Annotated in this window: 15 protein-coding genes; 6 read left to right on the top strand and 9 right to left on the bottom strand. The window is 69.7% G+C overall.

Features of this window, described 5'->3' with window-relative positions; translation table 11 throughout:
• Positions 1 to 130: 130 nt before the first annotated feature.
• Together NS184_RS01820 and deoC are read right to left on the bottom strand one after the other, a co-directional pair.
• Positions 131 to 1090 (bottom strand): ROK family protein, encoded by a 960-nt coding sequence (locus NS184_RS01820; RefSeq protein ID WP_058724433.1) that lies wholly within the window; start codon positions 1088 to 1090, stop codon positions 131 to 133.
• A gap of 91 nt (positions 1091 to 1181) precedes the next feature.
• Positions 1182 to 1925 (bottom strand): deoxyribose-phosphate aldolase, encoded by a 744-nt coding sequence (deoC, locus tag NS184_RS01815; protein ID WP_083513361.1) that lies wholly within the window; start codon positions 1923 to 1925, stop codon positions 1182 to 1184.
• Positions 1926 to 1967: 42 nt separating this feature from the next.
• Between deoC and NS184_RS01810 the strand changes: the two genes are divergently transcribed.
• The 4 genes from NS184_RS01810 (at position 1968) to NS184_RS01795 (ending at position 6294) form a co-directional block, all read left to right on the top strand.
• Positions 1968 to 3500: an SDR family oxidoreductase gene (locus NS184_RS01810; RefSeq protein ID WP_058724432.1), complete on the top strand. Its 1533-nt coding sequence runs from the start codon at positions 1968 to 1970 to the stop codon at positions 3498 to 3500.
• Complete coding sequence (locus NS184_RS01805) at positions 3497 to 4081, top strand: GDSL-type esterase/lipase family protein (protein ID WP_058724431.1); 585 nt, start codon at positions 3497 to 3499, stop codon at positions 4079 to 4081. The genes NS184_RS01810 and NS184_RS01805 overlap by 4 nt, the downstream gene beginning before the upstream one ends.
• Before the next feature lie 47 nt (positions 4082 to 4128).
• Positions 4129 to 4518: a DUF6804 family protein gene (locus NS184_RS01800; RefSeq protein WP_058724441.1), complete on the top strand. Its 390-nt coding sequence runs from the start codon at positions 4129 to 4131 to the stop codon at positions 4516 to 4518.
• A gap of 222 nt (positions 4519 to 4740) precedes the next feature.
• Entirely contained in the window at positions 4741 to 6294 is a 1554-nt protein-coding gene (locus tag NS184_RS01795; protein ID WP_058724430.1) for a stealth conserved region 3 domain-containing protein, read from the top strand.
• A 90-nt stretch (positions 6295 to 6384) separates the two neighbouring features.
• Here NS184_RS01795 and NS184_RS01790 read toward each other — a convergent pair whose 3' ends face one another.
• The 5 genes from NS184_RS01790 to ctaE form a co-directional block, all read right to left on the bottom strand.
• Entirely contained in the window at positions 6385 to 7344 is a 960-nt protein-coding gene (locus tag NS184_RS01790; RefSeq protein ID WP_058724429.1) for a phosphodiesterase, read from the bottom strand.
• Positions 7345 to 7509: 165 nt separating this feature from the next.
• Positions 7510 to 9198, bottom strand: a complete 1689-nt coding sequence (gene qcrB / locus NS184_RS01785) for a cytochrome bc1 complex cytochrome b subunit (protein WP_058724428.1) — start codon at positions 9196 to 9198, stop codon at positions 7510 to 7512.
• Positions 9198 to 10274, bottom strand: coding sequence for a cytochrome bc1 complex Rieske iron-sulfur subunit (gene qcrA, locus NS184_RS01780; protein ID WP_058724427.1), 1077 nt, complete (start codon positions 10272 to 10274; stop codon positions 9198 to 9200). The genes qcrB and qcrA overlap by 1 nt, the downstream gene beginning before the upstream one ends.
• 33 nt (positions 10275 to 10307) lie before the next feature.
• A complete protein-coding gene (gene qcrC / locus NS184_RS01775) occupies positions 10308 to 11117 on the bottom strand; it encodes a cytochrome bc1 complex diheme cytochrome c subunit (protein WP_058724426.1) in 810 nt (269 codons plus the stop codon).
• Positions 11118 to 11137: 20 nt separating this feature from the next.
• Entirely contained in the window at positions 11138 to 11776 is a 639-nt protein-coding gene (ctaE, locus tag NS184_RS01770) for an aa3-type cytochrome oxidase subunit III (RefSeq protein ID WP_058724425.1), read from the bottom strand.
• Between the two features lie 70 nt (positions 11777 to 11846).
• Here ctaE and trpD point away from each other — a divergent pair, with 70 nt between their 5' ends.
• A complete protein-coding gene (gene trpD / locus NS184_RS01765; protein ID WP_058724424.1) occupies positions 11847 to 12896 on the top strand; it encodes an anthranilate phosphoribosyltransferase in 1050 nt (349 codons plus the stop codon).
• Between the two features lie 206 nt (positions 12897 to 13102).
• Here trpD and glpK read toward each other — a convergent pair whose 3' ends face one another.
• The gene (gene glpK / locus NS184_RS01760) at positions 13103 to 14614 is read right to left on the bottom strand and encodes a glycerol kinase GlpK (protein ID WP_058724423.1); all 1512 of its coding nucleotides are present in this window, start codon (positions 14612 to 14614) and stop codon (positions 13103 to 13105) included.
• 177 nt (positions 14615 to 14791) lie between these two features.
• A complete protein-coding gene (locus NS184_RS01755) occupies positions 14792 to 15514 on the bottom strand; it encodes an MIP/aquaporin family protein (RefSeq protein WP_058724422.1) in 723 nt (240 codons plus the stop codon).
• Positions 15515 to 15806: 292 nt separating this feature from the next.
• Here NS184_RS01755 and dhaK point away from each other — a divergent pair, with 292 nt between their 5' ends.
• Entirely contained in the window at positions 15807 to 16808 is a 1002-nt protein-coding gene (gene dhaK / locus NS184_RS01750) for a dihydroxyacetone kinase subunit DhaK (protein WP_058724421.1), read from the top strand.
• Positions 16809 to 16861: the final 53 nt, after the last annotated feature.

Genomic DNA, 16861 nt, shown 5'->3' with positions numbered 1-16861 from the left:
GCTGTGGACAGTGTCACCCCGGGAGCGGAGGGGTGGGGCGGGGACGACCCGCGCCTCCCGGCCGACACGCGCACCCGCGCTCCGGGACGCACCTCGCAGCCGCGGTAGGGCGCGCGTCAGCGCCGATCGCTCAGCGCAGCACATCCGCCCGGTGGACGAGCGCAGCTGCGCCGATGAGCGGCCCGTCCTGCGACAGACCGGTGGGGACGATCCGCACCTTCGTCACGAACGGGAACTCGACGCGCCCCGCGACAGCCTGCCGGGCGTACTCGAAGAGGTCCGGTGTGACGTGCGAGAAGCCGCCGCCGATCGCGACCACCTCGAGGTCGACCAGGCTCGTCGCGGCGGCGATCGCCTGACCGAGCGCACGTCCGCTGCGTCGCACCGCCGCGACAGCGATCTCGTCGCCAGCGGCGTACGCTGCGGCGAGTTCCTCGCCCGTCGTACCGGTGAAGCCCTGACGCTGGGCCCAGGCGACCGTCTTCGGTCCGGACGCGACGGCCTCCAGGCAGCCGGTACCGCCGCACGCGCACGGGTCGTCGAACCCGCCGCACTCGACATGACCGATGTGGCCGGCGTTGCCGGTCGGTCCGCTGACGGTGCGGCCGTGCAGGATGAGCCCGCCACCGACCCCGGTCGAGACGATCATGCCCATCACGTGGTCGGATCCCTGCGCTGCCCCGACCCAGTGCTCGGCGAGCGTGATCGCGAGGCCGTCCATGCGGAGCGTCACCGGGACGCCGGCAGGCACGTGCTGCGCGACGCGGTCGCGGAGCGGGTAGCCGCGCCAGACGGGCATGTTCAGCGGGGACACGAGACCGTCGACCTCGTCGACGGGTCCGGCTGAGCCGATCCCGACGCCGACCAGGGTCGCGTCCGCGGGCAGGGTCGCGAGCGTGGCGGTCACGACCTCGTCGACCGCGGCCTGCAGCTCGTCCGAGGTCCGGCCGGGCCCGGTCGGGCTGCGGTGTCGCGTGGCAGGCAGGACGACGCCCTGGTCGGTGACCAAGGCGGCTTCGACCTTCGTGCCACCGAGGTCGACGGCGAGGGCGAGGGACTGGCCCGCGGGGAGGGTGGTGCTGTCGGTCATGATCGCTCCGGTGCGACGGCCGGGAGGCTCGGTGCACGTCCGGGACGCACGCTGGCGTCCGGCGGGTGCACGGCCCCGGCGAGGGTCGGGGTCAGTAGGACGAGGTGTCGTCGCCGAGCGCCGACGCGGCGCCGGTCTCGCTGCGGTGCGCGAGCTCGTCGAGGATGCGCGCCGAGGCGCTCGTGCCGATGCGGTCCGCGCCCGCGTCGACCATCTCGAGCAGGGTGTCCAGCCCGCGAACGCCGCCGGAGGCCTTCACACCGGTGTCGGGGCCGACGGTCTCGCGCATCAGGCGGATGTGCTCGGTCGTCGCGCCACCACCGGCGAAGCCGGTCGACGTCTTCACGAACGCGGCTCCGGCGCGCTGTGCGGCCCGCGAGGCGGCGACGATCTCGTCGTCGGTGAGGAACGCGGTTTCGAGGATGACCTTGACGACCGTGCTGCCGGCGGCGTCGACGACGGCGCGGACGTCCTGCTCGACGCGCTCCCAGTCGCCGGACTTCGCAGCGCCGATGTTCTGCACCATGTCGAGCTCGAACGCGCCGTCGGCCAGGGCCTGCAGCGACTCGGCGACCTTGGCGGCGGTCGAGGTCGTGCCGTGCGGGAAGCCGATCACCGTGCCGACGCCGACCCCGGTGCCGGTCAGACGTTCGACGGCGTGCGCGACGTCGCTCGGCCGGACGCACACGCTGAACACGCGGTACGCGGCGGCCTCGTCGAGCTGGGCGTCGACGTCCGCCCGGGTGAGCTCGGGCTTCAGGATCGCGTGGTCGATGAGTGCCCGGACCGCGTCCGCGTCGAGGTGGCCGGGGGTGGGGATGGCTGCGTTGTCCACCCGGCAAGCCTACCCGGAGGCGGCGCGCGTACCGTGCCCTGCATGCACGTCCTCGTCACCGGCGCCACCGGGTACATCGGCGGTCGCCTCGTCCCCAGACTCCTCGAAGCCGGTCACACCGTGCGGGTCTTCGCACGGACGCCCCGGAAGCTGCAGGACGTCCCGTGGCACGACGACGTGGAGATCGCGGAGGGCGACCTCTCGGACGCCCGGGCCGTGCGCGCCGCGGTCGAGGGGGTCGACGCGGTCTACTACCTGGCCCACGCGATGGGAGCGGACGGGGACTTCGAGCGTGCCGAGACGCAGGCTGCCGGCACGATGGGCCACGAGGCACGCGTGGCCGGGGTCCGACGGTTCGTCTACCTCGGCGGGCTGCACCCGGACGGCGAGCTGTCGAAGCACCTCCGGAGCCGCAAGGAGGTCGGGGACGTCCTGCTCCGCTCGGGCGTCCCGACGATCGCGTACCAGGCGGGCGTCGTGATCGGGTCGGGGAGCACGTCCTTCGAGATGATCCGGCACGTGACGGACGTCCTGCCGTGGATGCCCGCACCGAAGTGGGTCCGCAACCACATCCAGCCGATCGCGATCCGCGACGTCCTCTACTACCTCGTCAAGGCGCTCGACATCCCGGCCGACGTCAACCGCACCTTCGACATCGGCGGCCCGGACGTCCTGCGCTACGGCCAGATGCTCAACGGGTACGCGGTTGAGGCGAAGCTGCCGCAGCGCGCGATCGCCTCCCTGCCGGTGCTCACGCCGGGACTCGCCGCGCACTGGTTCAACATCGTGACGCCGATCCCGCGGAAGCTCGCGCGTCCGATCATCGAGTCGCTCCAGTTCGAGTGCGTCCAGCGTGAGCACGACATCGACCAGTACGTCCCGCACCCCGACGGTGGGCTCACGTCCTACCGGCGGGCGGTCCGGCTGGCCCTGACACGCATGCGCACCGGCGAGGTCGAGACGAGCTGGCGGAACGCGACGCTCGCCGCGACCCCGGCCGACCCGCTGCCGAGCGACCCGGACTGGGCCGGCCACACCGTGTACGTGGACGACCGGAAGCGTCACACCGAGGCCTCCGCCGCAGACGTCTGGCGGGTCGTCGAGTCCATCGGTGGCGACAACGGCTGGTACTCGTTCCCGCTCGCCTGGGTCGCCAGGGGATGGATGGACAAGATCGCCGGGGGCGTCGGGCTGAGCCGTGGTCGTCGTGACCCGCAGCGCCTGGAGCAGGGGGACGCGCTGGACTGGTGGCGTGTCGAGCGGCTCGACCGTGGGCGCTACCTCCGGCTCCGCGCCGAGTTCAAGTCACCCGGCCGGGCCTGGCTGGAGATGACCGTGACGCCGTCGCCAGCGGGCGGCAGCGACTACCACCAACGGGCGATCTACTTCCCGCAGGGCCTGTCCGGCCGCGTGTACTGGTACTCGATCCTCCCGTTCCACGGCGTGATCTTCCCGGGCATGGTCGAGCGCATCACGGCGGCGGCCGAGCGCGAGTCGCACAACACCGACTCGACCTCCCGCAATCGCACCCACCAGAATGATGGTGCTGACACGTCGCACGAGGAGGCAGCATGACCGAGGACCGACCCACCGTCCTGTTCCTGGGGGACAGCATCACCGAGGCAGGGGACTGGCAGGACCGGCTCCCGTCGGAGCGCACGCTGAACCTGGGCGTCGGCGGCGACACCACCGACGGGGTGCTCGCGCGGCTCGACGCCGTCGTGGCCGCCGGACCCGAGGTGATCGTCCTGCTCATCGGCACGAACGACTTCGGCAACCACCGCGCGAGCGTGGAGCACGTCGTGCGCAACGTCGAGACGATCCTCGTCACCCTGCGCCGAGAGCTGCCCGGTGTACGGCTGCTCCTGGTCTCGGTGCTGCCGCGGCAGGCCGAGTACCGCGCGAAGATCGAGGAGGCGAACCGGCACCTCCGCCAGTTCGTCGCGACCTGCCACGCGCAGTACCTCGACGCCTGGCCCGCCCTCGCCGACGGCGACCACCTCGCCGACCGCTTCACCGACGACGGGCTGCACCTCAACGACGAGGGCTACCGGGCGTACCTCGACGAGCTCGAACCAGCTCTCGAGCGCGTCCGGGACCTCCCGCCGATGTCGCGACCGTTCCGGGCGATCGACCTCGACGGCGCGTCCGCCTGATGGCGGCGCGGAAGGGACGGCCCGCGATCGGGTCTTCCCAGCAGGGCGTGCCCGCGACACCGACGCGACGAGCACCGCAGCGCGCCGCCGGCGGCACCCACGAACTCCCGCCGTACACGCGCCCCGCGCTCGCGCCGTCCTTGCTCGCCGCCGTCGTGCTGCTCGCCTGCGTCGCGATCATCGACGCCTCGGCCTTCGTGTTCGCCCGGTGGGGTGTGACCGTCCTCGCCCTGATCGTCCTCGTGTTCGCCGTGCGCGGGCGCTCCTGGTGGGCGGCAGCACTCATGGCAGCGGTGGCGGTGTCCTGGAACCCGCTGGTCGTCGTACCGATCCCCGGGCAGGTCTGGGCCGCCCTGCAGATCCTCGCCGCGGCGCTCTTCATCGTCGTCGGGCTCGCCGTGAAGGTGCCACGCGAGACGGACGCGACCGACCGCTGAGTGGGCGACCCGGCGCCGGCCGGGCGCGTCGGGGCGGACGCGACCGACCGCTGAGCGGGCGACCCGGCTCTGGCCGAGCCCGTCGGGGCGGACGCGTGCCGCTCCTCCCGGCCGGTCTCGACGCACGGGGCGTCCGAGGCGCGACGCGAACCCGCGGCCCACGCGGACGGTAGGATCAGTCAGTCGGGTGCAGGACCCGACCGATCGACCCGAAGGGCATGGATGAGCGACGAGACCGAGCCGGTGACCGAGAGTCCACTGCTGACCCCTCGCCCGTCGTCCGGCGGTCTCGACCGGCCCGACGTCGTCGTGCGGAAGGGTCGTCTGACGCTCGTCAACGGCCACCTGACGCCCCAGCAGTCCATGATCGAGGACCTGCTGTTCCTCGACGACGCCCTCACCGCCGGTGACGTCGACCACCTGCTCATCCGCGGCAACGACCAGCGTCCCGTGATCGCGGTCGACGAGCGCGACCGGCAGCGTGCCGAGAGCGCCGTCATGGCGGCCGCCGCCAACGAGCCCTTCTACGCCAAGCCGCCGAAGCGCCCCGCCGTCCTCGTCCTCGACGACGGCCTCGGCGCACCGGACGAACCGGTCCTCCGGCTGTTCCGCCCCCGGGTCGAGCCGATCGGACGGCTGCGGTACGGCGCCGAGACGAGCGTGCAGCTCGAGTTCTGGCGCGTCACCGACACCGAGGTGCTCGCACCCGTCGAGAACGCCCTGATGCGCCGCAGCCTCCCCATCGAGGAGTTCGTGCTCGTCGACATCGACCGGTACGGCCGCACCTGGCGCACCGTCGAGCACATGTTCGACGACCACGTGTCGGACATCCGCTTCCCGATCGACATCGTGTTCTCGTGGGTCGACGGCAACGCGATCGAGTACCAGCGGGCACGGCAGGCCGCGCAGGCGAACGCCGTCCTGGGGGAGGGCGACGACGCGCCCGCCCGGTTCCGGCAGATCGACGAGCTGAAGTACGCGCTCCGGTCCGTCCACACCTTCGCGCCGTGGATCCGGCAGATCTACATCGCGACGGACTCGCCGGCGCCGAAGTGGCTCGCCGACCACCCGAAGGTCAGGATCGTCCGGAGCGAGGAGTTCTTCGCTGACCCGTCCGTGCTGCCGACGCACAACTCCCAGGCCGTCGAGTCGCAGTTGCACCACATCCCGGGCATCAGCGAGCACTTCATCTACTCCAACGACGACATGTTCTTCGGTCGTCTCGCTGACCCCTCGGTGTTCTTCAGCCCGGGGTCGGTCACGAAGTTCATCGTGGCGGACACCCGCATCGGGCTCGGTTCGAACAACCCCGCACGCAGCGGGTTCGAGAACTCGGCCCGGGTCAACCGACGCCTGCTGCAGCAGCGGTTCGGAGCGGTGACGACCCGACACCTCGAGCACGCGCCGACCCCGCTCCGGGCATCGATCATGACCGAGATGGAGCACGAGTTCGCGGACGAGTTCCGGGCCACGGCGGCATCGCGGTTCCGCGCGGCGGACAACATCTCGGTGACGAACTCGCTCTACCACTACTACGCGCTGCTCACCGGTCGGGCGATCATCCAGGAGAACGCGTCCGTGCGCTACGTCGACACGACGATGCAGTCCGGGTTGAAGACGCTCGACGACCTCCTGAAGAAGCGGAACGTCGACTTCTTCTGCCTCAACGACGGCAGCTTCCCGGAGGTCAGCGACGAGGAGCGGACCGAGCGCGTGACCGACTTCCTCGAGAAGTACTTCCCGTTCCCTGCGCCGTGGGAGCGGCCCGGCGCCTAGAACACGCCAGCGTTCTGCCGGGTCGCTCCGGCCGAGCCTGCGAGCCCGGAGCCGGAGACCAGCCAGGTCCTCCGAGCTCGTTTCGCGGCTCTACGGGTGGACGGGCGAGAGCGGCACCGAGTCGAGGGTGAAGACCGGGATGCTCGACGTCACCGGGGCCGGTTCGACCGGAGGGGCGATCCTGACACCGGCAGCGGCGAGGCGGGCCTCCGTCTCGACCGCGGACACCGGCTCGCCGACCGTCGTGTAGTGCCCGATCGGCACGACCGAGTGCACGACGTTCCGGCCGTACACGTGGACGAGGTTGAACGACTGTGCACCGTCGCGACCGCGGGTACCGGCCTGGTACTCCATGAGGTCCTGGGTGTAGCAGGTCGCGCTCGCCACCGAGACGGGGATCCCCGCGAAGACGGCACTCGTCGAGTAGTGCAGGTGCCCGGCGATGATGCCGATCACGTCGCTGCCCTCGACGACCTCGGCGAGTGACGCCTGGTCGCGGAGTTCGACCAGCACAGCCAGGTCTTGGACGCTCGGCACGGGCGGGTGGTGCATGGCGAGGATGGTGCCGTGGGGAGCGGCTTCGGAGAGCACCTCGGCGAGCCAGTCGAGCTGCTCGGGGGAGACCTCTCCGTGGTGGTGTCCGGGGACGCTCGTGTCGAGGGTGATCACACGCAGTCCGTTGACGTCGTAGACGAAGTCGACGGGGCGGTCGGTGGGCTGGATGCCGAAGAGCTCACGGCGGAAGGCACCGCGCTCGTCGTGGTTGCCCATGGCCCAGATGACCTGGGCCCCGATCCGGGCCGCGGCGGGCTCGAGGAGCTCCCGCACGCGGGCGTAGGCGCCGGGTTCGCCCTTGTCGGCGACGTCGCCGGTCACGACGATCGCCTCGGGCCGTGCCCCGGAGGCCTCGATGTCGGAGATGATCTCGGCCAGACGCATAGCCGGGTCGACGTCCCCGTAGAGCGGGCCGTCGCCGGCCACGAGGTGGGTGTCACTGAGGTGGAGGAGGAAGTGGTTCGGCCTGGGGTGTTCGGCCGTCCGGCTGTCCATCGGTTTCTCGTTCCGTTGACGGGTGCGTGGTGCAACACGCTGCCACACGATCCTGAACCGCGGATGAACCGGAGACGGTGTTTTCGAATCGAGCGGAACAACGAACCCCCCCCGACCACGACGTGGACGGGGGGGTCGCTGTTCTCCGCGAGGAGCGGTCCGGTGCTAGTGGTTGCCGGCACCGACGGCAGCAGCCGGGTGCTCGCCCTCGGTCAGCTCCGGACCGTGGTGCGCTGCGTGCGCGGCCTCGAGCTCGGCCTTCGACACCGGCGCGATGCGGTCCTCGAAGAAGAACCGCGACACGCGGGCACGAGCCTTCTGGAGGCCCGTGATCCGTCCCCGGGCGTCCGGCCGGACCATGAGCGGCTTGTACTCGTTGAACTGCAGCAGACGCCAGCGCTCGTACTCGTCTAAGGGCTCGTGCACCTCGATGTACTCGCCGTGGGGGAGGCGGACGATACGGCCCGACTCGTAGCCGTGCAGGACGATCTCGCGGTCCTTCTTCTGGAGCGCGAGGCACACGCGCTTCGTGATCCAGAAGGCGACGAACGGGCCGAGGACCGTCATGGCCTGGATCACGTGGATCACGTGGTCGATCGACACCAGGAAGTGGGTCGCGATGATGTCCGACGACGCTGCGGCCCAGAGGCTCGCGTACAGGGTGATGCCGGCCGCGCCGAGGCCCGTGCGGGTCGGGGCGTTGCGCGGACGGTCGAGGATGTGGTGCTCGCGCTTGTCGCCCGTGACCCACGCCTCGACGAACGGGTAGATGAACATCGCCACGATGAGCGCCAGGAGGACGGCGATCGGGACCAGGATGTTGAACGACACCGTGTAGCCGAACCAGACGACCTCCCAGTGCGGTGGCACCAGTCGGAGCGCGCCGTCGGCGAAACCGATGTACCAGTCGGGCTGGGTACCGGCGGAGACCGGGGACGGGTCGTACGGGCCGTAGTTCCAGATCGGGTTGATCGTGAACAGCGACGCGATGAGGGCGAGGATGCCCGCGACGATGAAGAAGAACCCACCGGCCTTCGCCGCGAACGCCGGGAGGATCGGGACACCCACGACGTTGTCGTTGGTCTTGCCCGGACCGGCGAACTGCGTGTGCTTGTTGATCACGACGAGCACGAGGTGGACACCGAGCACCGCGACGAGGATCGCGGGGAGCAGCAGGATGTGCAACGTGTACAGGCGGCCGACGATGTCGGTACCCGGGAACTCCCCGCCGAAGAGCAGGTAGGCGATCCAGACGCCGATCACCGGGACACCCTCGATCATGCCGACGATGATGCGGAGACCGTTGCCGGAGAGCAGGTCGTCGGGGAGCGAGTAGCCGGTGAAGCCCTCGGCCATGGCGAGCACCCAGAGGATGAAGCCGAACACCCAGTTGAGCTCACGCGGCTTGCGGAACGCGCCGGTGAAGAAGACGCGCGCCATGTGCAGCATCACCGAGGCGATGAACAGCAGGGCCGCCCAGTGGTGGATCTGCCGGACGAACAGACCACCGCGGATGTCGAACGAGATGTTCAGCGTCGACTGCAGCGCGGTCGACATCTCGACGCCCTTCAGCGGGACGTACGCGCCGTGGTACACGACCTCGGCCATCGATGCCTGGAAGAAGAACGTCAGGAACGTTCCCGAGAGCAGGATGACGACGAAGCTGTACAGCGCGACCTCGCCGAGCATGAAGCTCCAGTGGTCGGGGAAGATCTTGCGACCGACCTCCTTCACCAGGCCCGAGATGCTCGTGCGCTCGTCGATGTAGTTGGCAGCGGCCCCGATGATGCGGGAACCGCGTTCCGGCGCCGGCTTGGTGGCCGACGTCGTCGCGGGACGGGTGGTTGTGCTCATCAGCGCTCACGCTCCCAGAAGGACGGTCCGACGGGCTCGTGGAAGTCGCTCTGTGCGACCAGGTAGCCGTCGTCGTCGATCGCGATCGGAAGTTGGGGGAGGGGACGTGCAGCCGGTCCGAAGATGACCTCGCAGTTGTTCGCGACGTCGAAGGTCGACTGGTGGCACGGGCAGAGCAGGTGGTGCGTCTGCTGTTCGTACAGGGCGACCGGGCATCCGACGTGGGTGCAGATCTTCGAGTACGCGACGATGCCGTCGTAGCCCCAGTTCTCCTGGCCCTTGGCCGGGTGGAGGTCGTTGGGGTCGAGGCGCATGAGGAGGACGGCGGCCTTGGCCTTCTCCTCCAGCATGTCCTCCTTGTCGAGCATGCCGTCCGGGATGACGTGGAACACCGAACCGATGGTCACGTCGGACGCCTTGATCGGCAGACCCGTCGGGTCCTTCGTCAGGCGCGTGCCCTTCGCCCACATCGTGTGGCGGAGGAGTTCGTTGGGGTCGGCCGCGGGCGCGAGGTCGCGCACGAGGACGATGCCCGGGAGCGGGAAGGCGGCCAGCGCGCCGATCATCGAGTTGCGGATGAGCTTGCGACGGCTGAACCCGGACTCCTTGTCGGCGAGCTGGAAGGCCTCGACCGCCTTGGCGCGGGTCGCGTCGGTCCCACGCGTGGAGTGGCGCATCTCGGTGATCTCGCGGTCGACCACGAGCGACTTCGACCAGTACACGGCGCCCAGACCGAGCGCGAGCAGCGCGAGGGTGATCGACAGCCCGAGCCAGAGGTTCGCCAGTCGGACCGTGCTGAAGTCGTCTTCCTTGATCGGGAAGGCCACGTACGCGGCGATCGCCAGGACGCTGCCCACGATCGAGAGGTAGAAGAACGTGGCGACCTGACGCTCGGCCAGCCGCTGCTTCTTCGGGTCGACGTCGGTGCGACGCGCGCGGTGCGGCGGCTCGCCCGGGTTCTCGAACGGGTCCGCGGGCACGACCGCGGTGCCGGGCGAGGCGATGGTGCCGTGTGCCGTGCCGTGCTTCTCGACAGCCGAGGACGAGTTCAGTGCCTCGTCGTCGTGCTCTGCCATGGTGTTCCCTTCAGTGTCGTTCGACACGGACGATCAGTTGGACTTCGCGGTCAGCCAGACCGTCATCGCGACGACGGCGCCGAGACCGAAGATCCAGATGAACAGACCTTCTGCCACCGGCCCGATGGACCCGAGTGCGAAGCCGCCGGGCGACTTGTTGTCCTGCACGTACTTGAGGTACGCGATGACGTCAGCCTTCTGCTGCGGGGTCAGGTTCAGGTCGTTGAAGACCGGCATGTTCTGCGGGCCGGTCAGCATGGCCTCGTAGATGTGCTTGCCCGAGACGCTCTGCAGGTTCGGTGCGTACTTGCCCTCGGTCAGGGCTCCGCCGGCACCGGCCACGTTGTGGCACATGGCGCAGTTGATGCGGAAGAGCTCGGCACCCTCGGCAGCGTCACCCTTGCCGTCCGTGAGGTCGCTCGACGGCACGGCGGGGCCGGGAGCGAGGGACGCGACGTACTGCGCGAGCGCATCGACCTGCTCGTCGGTGAACTGCACCGGCTTCTCCTCGGCCTGGGGACCCGAGGCAGCCATCGGCATGCGCCCGGTGCCGACCTGGAAGTCGACGGACGCGGCGCCGACGCCGATGAGGGACGGCCCCTCACCGGTGCCCTGCGCGTTCAGCCCGTGGCACGTGGCGCAGTTCGAGGCGAAGAGCTTCTCGCCCTCGTTGACCTTCGACTGGGTCGACGCGGCGGAGACGGTGCTCGTGCTGTCGTCGGCGTTCGCCGTGGAGCTGAACAGCGCGTAGGCACCGCCGGTCGTCATCAGACCGACGACGATGAGCGAGACGGTCGCCAGGGGAGACCGGCGGCCCTTCTTGGACTTGGATCTGTTGAACATGCTGTGGGGGCTATCCAGTTCTACTTGAGCAGGTAGATGACGGCGAAGAGGCCGATCCAGACGACGTCGACGAAGTGCCAGTAGTACGACACGACGATCGCGGTGGTCGCTTCCTTGTGACCGAAGTTCTTGGCTGCGAACCCGCGACCGAGCGTCAGCAGGAACGCGATGAGGCCACCCGTGACGTGGAGGCCGTGGAAGCCGGTCGTCATGTAGAAGGCCGAGCCGTAGGCGCTGGAGGAGAGCGTGACGCCCTCGTGCCAGAGGTTGGCGTACTCGAAGATCTGACCGCAGACGAAGATCGCGCCCATGCAGTAGGTGACGAAGAACCACTCGGTCATGCCCCAGTGGCGCGGGTTCCAGCTCGTGCGGTGCACCTGGAAGCGCTCGGCGGCGAAGACCGCGAACTGGCAGGCGAAGCTCGACAGCACCAGGATGATCGTGTTCACCGACGCGAACGGCACCTCGAGCTTGGCGGTCTCGGTGGCCCAGAGCTCGGGCGAGGTGCTGCGGAGCGTGAAGTAGATCGCGAACAGGCCGGCGAAGAACATGACCTCGCTGCCCAGCCACACGATCGTCCCCACGGCCACGGCGTTCGGCCTGTTGAGGACCGGTGCGGTGGCAGATCTGGAGAGAGGGGTGCTAGTCACAGACTCCATTATGGCCGAAACCACCGACAGTGTTTTCGCAGCCAACTGGTGGGTCGCTCGAATTCACTACGATCGGACCATGCACGACCAACTCACGTGGCCCTCGGTGATCAGCGCGCTCATGGCGCGTCAGGACCTGTCGATCAGGCAGTCCACATGGGCCATGGAGGAGATCGTGCAGGGTCGTGCGACGTCCGCCCAGATCGCGGCCTTCGCCGTGGCGCTCCGCGCGAAGGGTGAGACCGTCGACGAGGTGGTCGGCTTCCGCGATGCGATCCTCGACGCCGCGGTACCACTGGACGTCGACCCGATGGCGCTCGACATCGTCGGCACCGGCGGGGACGTCGTCGGGACGGTGAACGTCTCGACCATGGCGGCGATCGTCATCGCCGCGGCAGGCGTGCCGGTGGTCAAGCACGGCAACCGCGCGAGCTCGTCGAAGTCCGGTTCGAGCGACGTCCTCGCCGCGCTCGGCCTCGACCTCACGATGGACGCCGCGCGTGTTGCGGACACCTTCCACCGCGTCGGGCTCACGTTCGCGTTCGCGAGTGCGTTCCACCCCGGCTTCGCGCACGCGGGTCCGGTCCGCCGTGAGATCGGCGTGCCGACCGTCTTCAACTTCCTCGGGCCGCTCGTCAACCCCGCGCGCTGCGAGGCGAACGCGGTGGGTGTGGCGCAGCTCGAGCTCGTCCCGATCATCACGGGCGTGTTCCAGACGCGTGGTGCGACCGCGCTGGTGTTCCGCGGCGACGACGGACTCGACGAGCTCACCACGACGGGGCACAGCCACATCTGGGAGGTCACCGGCGGGCGCATCATCGAGCACGACCTCGACCCGCGCGACCTCGGCATCGCCCGGGCCCGGACCGAGGACCTCCTCGGCGGTGACCCCGAGCACAACGCGGCCGTGGTGCACCGGGTGCTCGCGGGGGAGACCGGCCCCGTCCGCGACATCGTGCTGCTCAACGCGGCCGCGGGTCTCGTGTCCTTCCGGCTCGCCCAGACCCCTGCGGAGGCCGACCGACCGATCCTGCAGCGCTTCCGCGAGCAGCTCGCGGTCGCGGCCGAGGCCATCGACTCCGGCGCAGCGGCTCGCAAGCTCGCCGACTGGGTTGCACCCGCCGCCTGACGGCGCGGCAACGCCGCGAGCGCCGGCCGGCACCATGTTCCGGCAGTCCGGAACCAGGTTCCGGGCACAGCACCACGAAACGGCGTGGTGGTGCGTCCGGAACCTGGTTCCACACGAGCGCCCCGCGCCCAGCGCAACGGCCGGGAGGCGCGGTGCCGGTCCGTCGGACCTGCACCGCGCCTCCAGGCGGTCACGCCAGCAGATGCCTACCGGACGTCCTCGTCGACCCAGTCGAAGGTCTTCGTGACGGCCTTCTTCCAGAGCCGCAGCGTGCGCTCACGCTCGGCGTCGTCGAGCTGGGGCTCCCAGCGCTTGTCCTCCTGCCAGTTGGCGCGGAGCTCGTCGAGGTTCGCCCAGAACCCGACGGCGAGACCGGCGGCGTAGGCCGCGCCGAGGGCCGTGGTCTCCGCGACGACCGGACGGACGACCGGGACGTTGAGGATGTCGGCCTGGAACTGCATGAGCGCGTCGTTCGCGGTCATGCCGCCGTCGACCTTGAGCTCCGTCAGGTCGACGCCGGAGTCGGCGTTCACCGCGTCGAGGACCTCACGGGTCTGCAGCGCCGTCGCCTCGAGGGCAGCACGCGCGATGTGTCCCTTGTTGACGTAGCGGGTGAGGCCGACGATGGCGCCTCGGGCGTCCGGACGCCAGTACGGCGCGAACAGGCCGGAGAACGCCGGCACGAAGTAGACGCCGCCGTTGTCCTCGACGGTCTTGGCGAGGGCCTCGACCTCCGGTGCGCTGCCGATGAGGCCGAGGTTGTCGCGGAGCCACTGGATGAGCGACCCGGTGACGGCGATCGAACCCTCGAGCGCGTAGTGGGTCTCCTGGTCGCCGAGCTTGTAGCCGACGGTGGTGAGCAGGCCGTTCTCCGACCGGACGATCTCGGTGCCCGTGTTGAAGATCAGGAAGTTGCCCGTGCCGTAGGTGTTCTTCGACTCGCCCTGGTCGAAGGCCGCCTGGCCGAAGGTCGCTGCCTGCTGGTCGCCGAGGATGCCGGCGATCGGGACCTCGCGGAGCAGGCTCGACGACTCGACGTGGCCGTAGACCTCGGACGAGCTGACGATCTCGGGGAGCATGGACTTCGGGACGCCGAAGTCCGCGAGGATGTCGTCGCGCCACGAGAGCGTCTCGAGGTCCATGAAGAGGGTGCGCGAGGCGTTCGTGACGTCCGTCTTGTGCACGCCGCCGTCGACGCCGCCGGTGAGGTTCCAGAGGACCCAGGTGTCGGTCGTGCCGAAGAGGAGATCGCCCGCCTCGGCCTTCTCGCGGGCACCGTCGACGTTGTCGAGGATCCAGACGATCTTGGTGCCGGCGAAGTAGGTGGCGAGGGGGAGGCCGACGACCGACTTGTAGCGGTCGGTGTCGCCGTCGGCGAGCTCGTCGACGATCGCCTGCGTGCGGGTGTCCTGCCAGACGATCGCGTTGTAGACCGGCTTGCCGGTGTTCTTGTCCCAGACCACCGCGGTCTCGCGCTGGTTGGTGATGCCGACCGCGGCGACGTCGTGCCGCGTGATGTCGGCGCGGGAGAGCGCCTGGCCGATGACCTCGCGGGTGTTGTCCCAGATCTCGGTCGGGTCGTGCTCGACCCAGCCGGCGCGCGGGAAGATCTGCTCGTGCTCCTTCTGTCCGACGGACACGATGGAACCGGAGTGGTCGAACACGATCGCTCGGGTCGAGGTGGTGCCCTGGTCGATGGCGACGATGTAGTCGGCCATTGGTGCTCCTTACGGGTGTCGGTGTCACGGTCGGCTGCGGTGCCGACCGGGCTTCGGGGTGCCCGGACCGGCTGCTGTGCCGGTCGGGCAGGGTGCCCGCACCGGCTGCTGTACCGGCTGGGCGGGGTACCGCGGCCGACGTCGGTGTCGGCGCCGACCGCGGCGGAGTTGGAGGGGTCAGGCCATGGGGAGCAGCGCGTACGAGAGCCCCGCCGCGAGTGCACCGCCGATGAGCGGGCCGACGACCGGGACCCAGGCGTACGACCAGTCGGACGAGCCCTTGCCCTTGATCGGGAGGAAGGCGTGCGCGATGCGCGGGCCGAGGTCACGGGCAGGGTTGATGGCGTACCCGGTCGGGCCACCGAGGGAGACGCCGATCGCGATCACGAGGAAGGCGACGGGGACCGCGCCGAGCGCAGCCGGGGTCTTGCCGTTGGTGAAGGCGATGACGACGAACACGAGGACGAAGGTGCCGATGATCTCGGTGACGAGGTTCCAGGCGTAGTTGCGGATCGCCGGGCCGGTCGAGAAGACGCCGAGCTTGGCTGCCGGGTCCGGCTCCTCGTCGAAGTGCTGCTTGTAGGCGAGCCAGACGATGACCGCGCCGATGATCGCGCCGATGATCTGCGCGATCCAGTAGAGGAACATCTCGCCGACGGTGATGTTGCCGAGGATCGCCTGCGCGAGGCTCACCGCCGGGTTCAGCTGGCCGCCCGACTTGTAGGACACGGTGACGCCGGCGAAGACCGCGAAGCCCCAACCGAAGGTGACCATGAGGAAGCCCGCGCCGAAGCCCTTGGACTTCGTGAGGGACACGGCGGCGACGACACCGCCACCGAGGATGATGAGCATCGCCGTGCCGACGAGCTCGGACAGGAAATTGACGCCGATGCCGTCCATCGGTGACCTCCAGTGCGTGAGGGTGGGGGTCCGGTGGTGCGGGTCCGGCACTCCCCGTTGAGTGATTGGGGCGAGCATACTGACGCGGATCGTGGCTCCGCGACGGAATCGCGAGCGATCCGCGGGAAAGTGCACGAACGTGCATCGCCAGTGCGAGATCGCGCGTCCCGGGCCGCTTCGCCGCCATCATCCCTGTGCACGAACGTGCACGGAGGGCGAACGAGCGGCCGCTGTAGGGTGAAGTCGCCACCGACCAGGTGCACCCGTCACCGTCGACGAAGGAGTTCCGCGCATGAAGAAGCTCATCAACGACCCGCACGCCGTGGTCGACGAGACCGTCCGCGGGTTCGCGCGTGCGCACGCCGGGCACGTGGTCCTGGTCGAGGACCCGATCCACCTGCACCGAGCCGATGCGCCGGTGTCGGGCAAGGTCGGGATCGTCAGCGGCGGCGGCAGCGGCCACGAACCCCTGCACGCCGGGTTCGTCGGGTACGGCATGCTCGACGCAGCCGTCCCCGGCCCGGTGTTCACGAGCCCGACCCCCGACCCGATCGTCGCGGCGACCAAAGCCGTCGACGGGGGAGCGGGCGTGCTCCACATCGTGAAGAACTACACCGGGGACGTCCTCAACTTCGAGACCGCTGCCGAGCTCGCGGCGATGGACGACGTCCGCGTCGAGTCGGTCGTGGTCGACGACGACGTCGCGGTGCAGGACTCGCTCTACACCGCTGGTCGTCGGGGCGTCGCGGGCACCGTCGTCGTGGAGAAGTGCGCGGGCGCAGCGGCCGAGCGCGGGGACGACCTCGACGCCGTCGCCGCGATCGCTCGCCGGGTGAACGACGTCACCCGGTCGATGGGCCTCGCGCTCTCGTCCGGCACGGTGCCGCACGCCGGCGAGCCCTCCTTCACGCTGGCCGACGACGAGGTCGAGCTCGGCATCGGCATCCACGGAGAACCCGGGCGGGAGCGGATCGCGATGGCCCCGGCCGACGAGCTCGTCGACCGTGTCCTCGAACCGATCCTCACCGACCTCGAGGCGCCTCCGGGGTCGGAGCTGCTCCTCCTCGTGAACGGCATGGGCGGCACACCGCTGTCCGAGCTCTACATCGCCTACCGACGCGCCGAGGAGATCCTCTCCGACCGCGGCCACGAGGTCACGCGTAGTTTGGTCGGCAACTACGTCACGTCCCTCGAGATGCAGGGCTTCTCGTTGACCGTCACCGTGCTCGACGACGAACTCACCGCACTCTGGGACGCCCCGGTGGAGACCCCGGCCCTGCGCTGGGGTCGCTGACCCACCGGACCACGACCCCGGCCCGGACGACGGGTCGGCCGCAGAAGGGACAC

It is taken from the genome of Curtobacterium luteum (genome assembly GCF_001475545.1).
Classification (GTDB): domain Bacteria; phylum Actinomycetota; class Actinomycetes; order Actinomycetales; family Microbacteriaceae; genus Curtobacterium; species Curtobacterium luteum_A.
The sequence above is the reverse complement of the archived record's forward strand: the minus strand, read 5'-3'. Positions and strand labels throughout refer to the sequence as shown.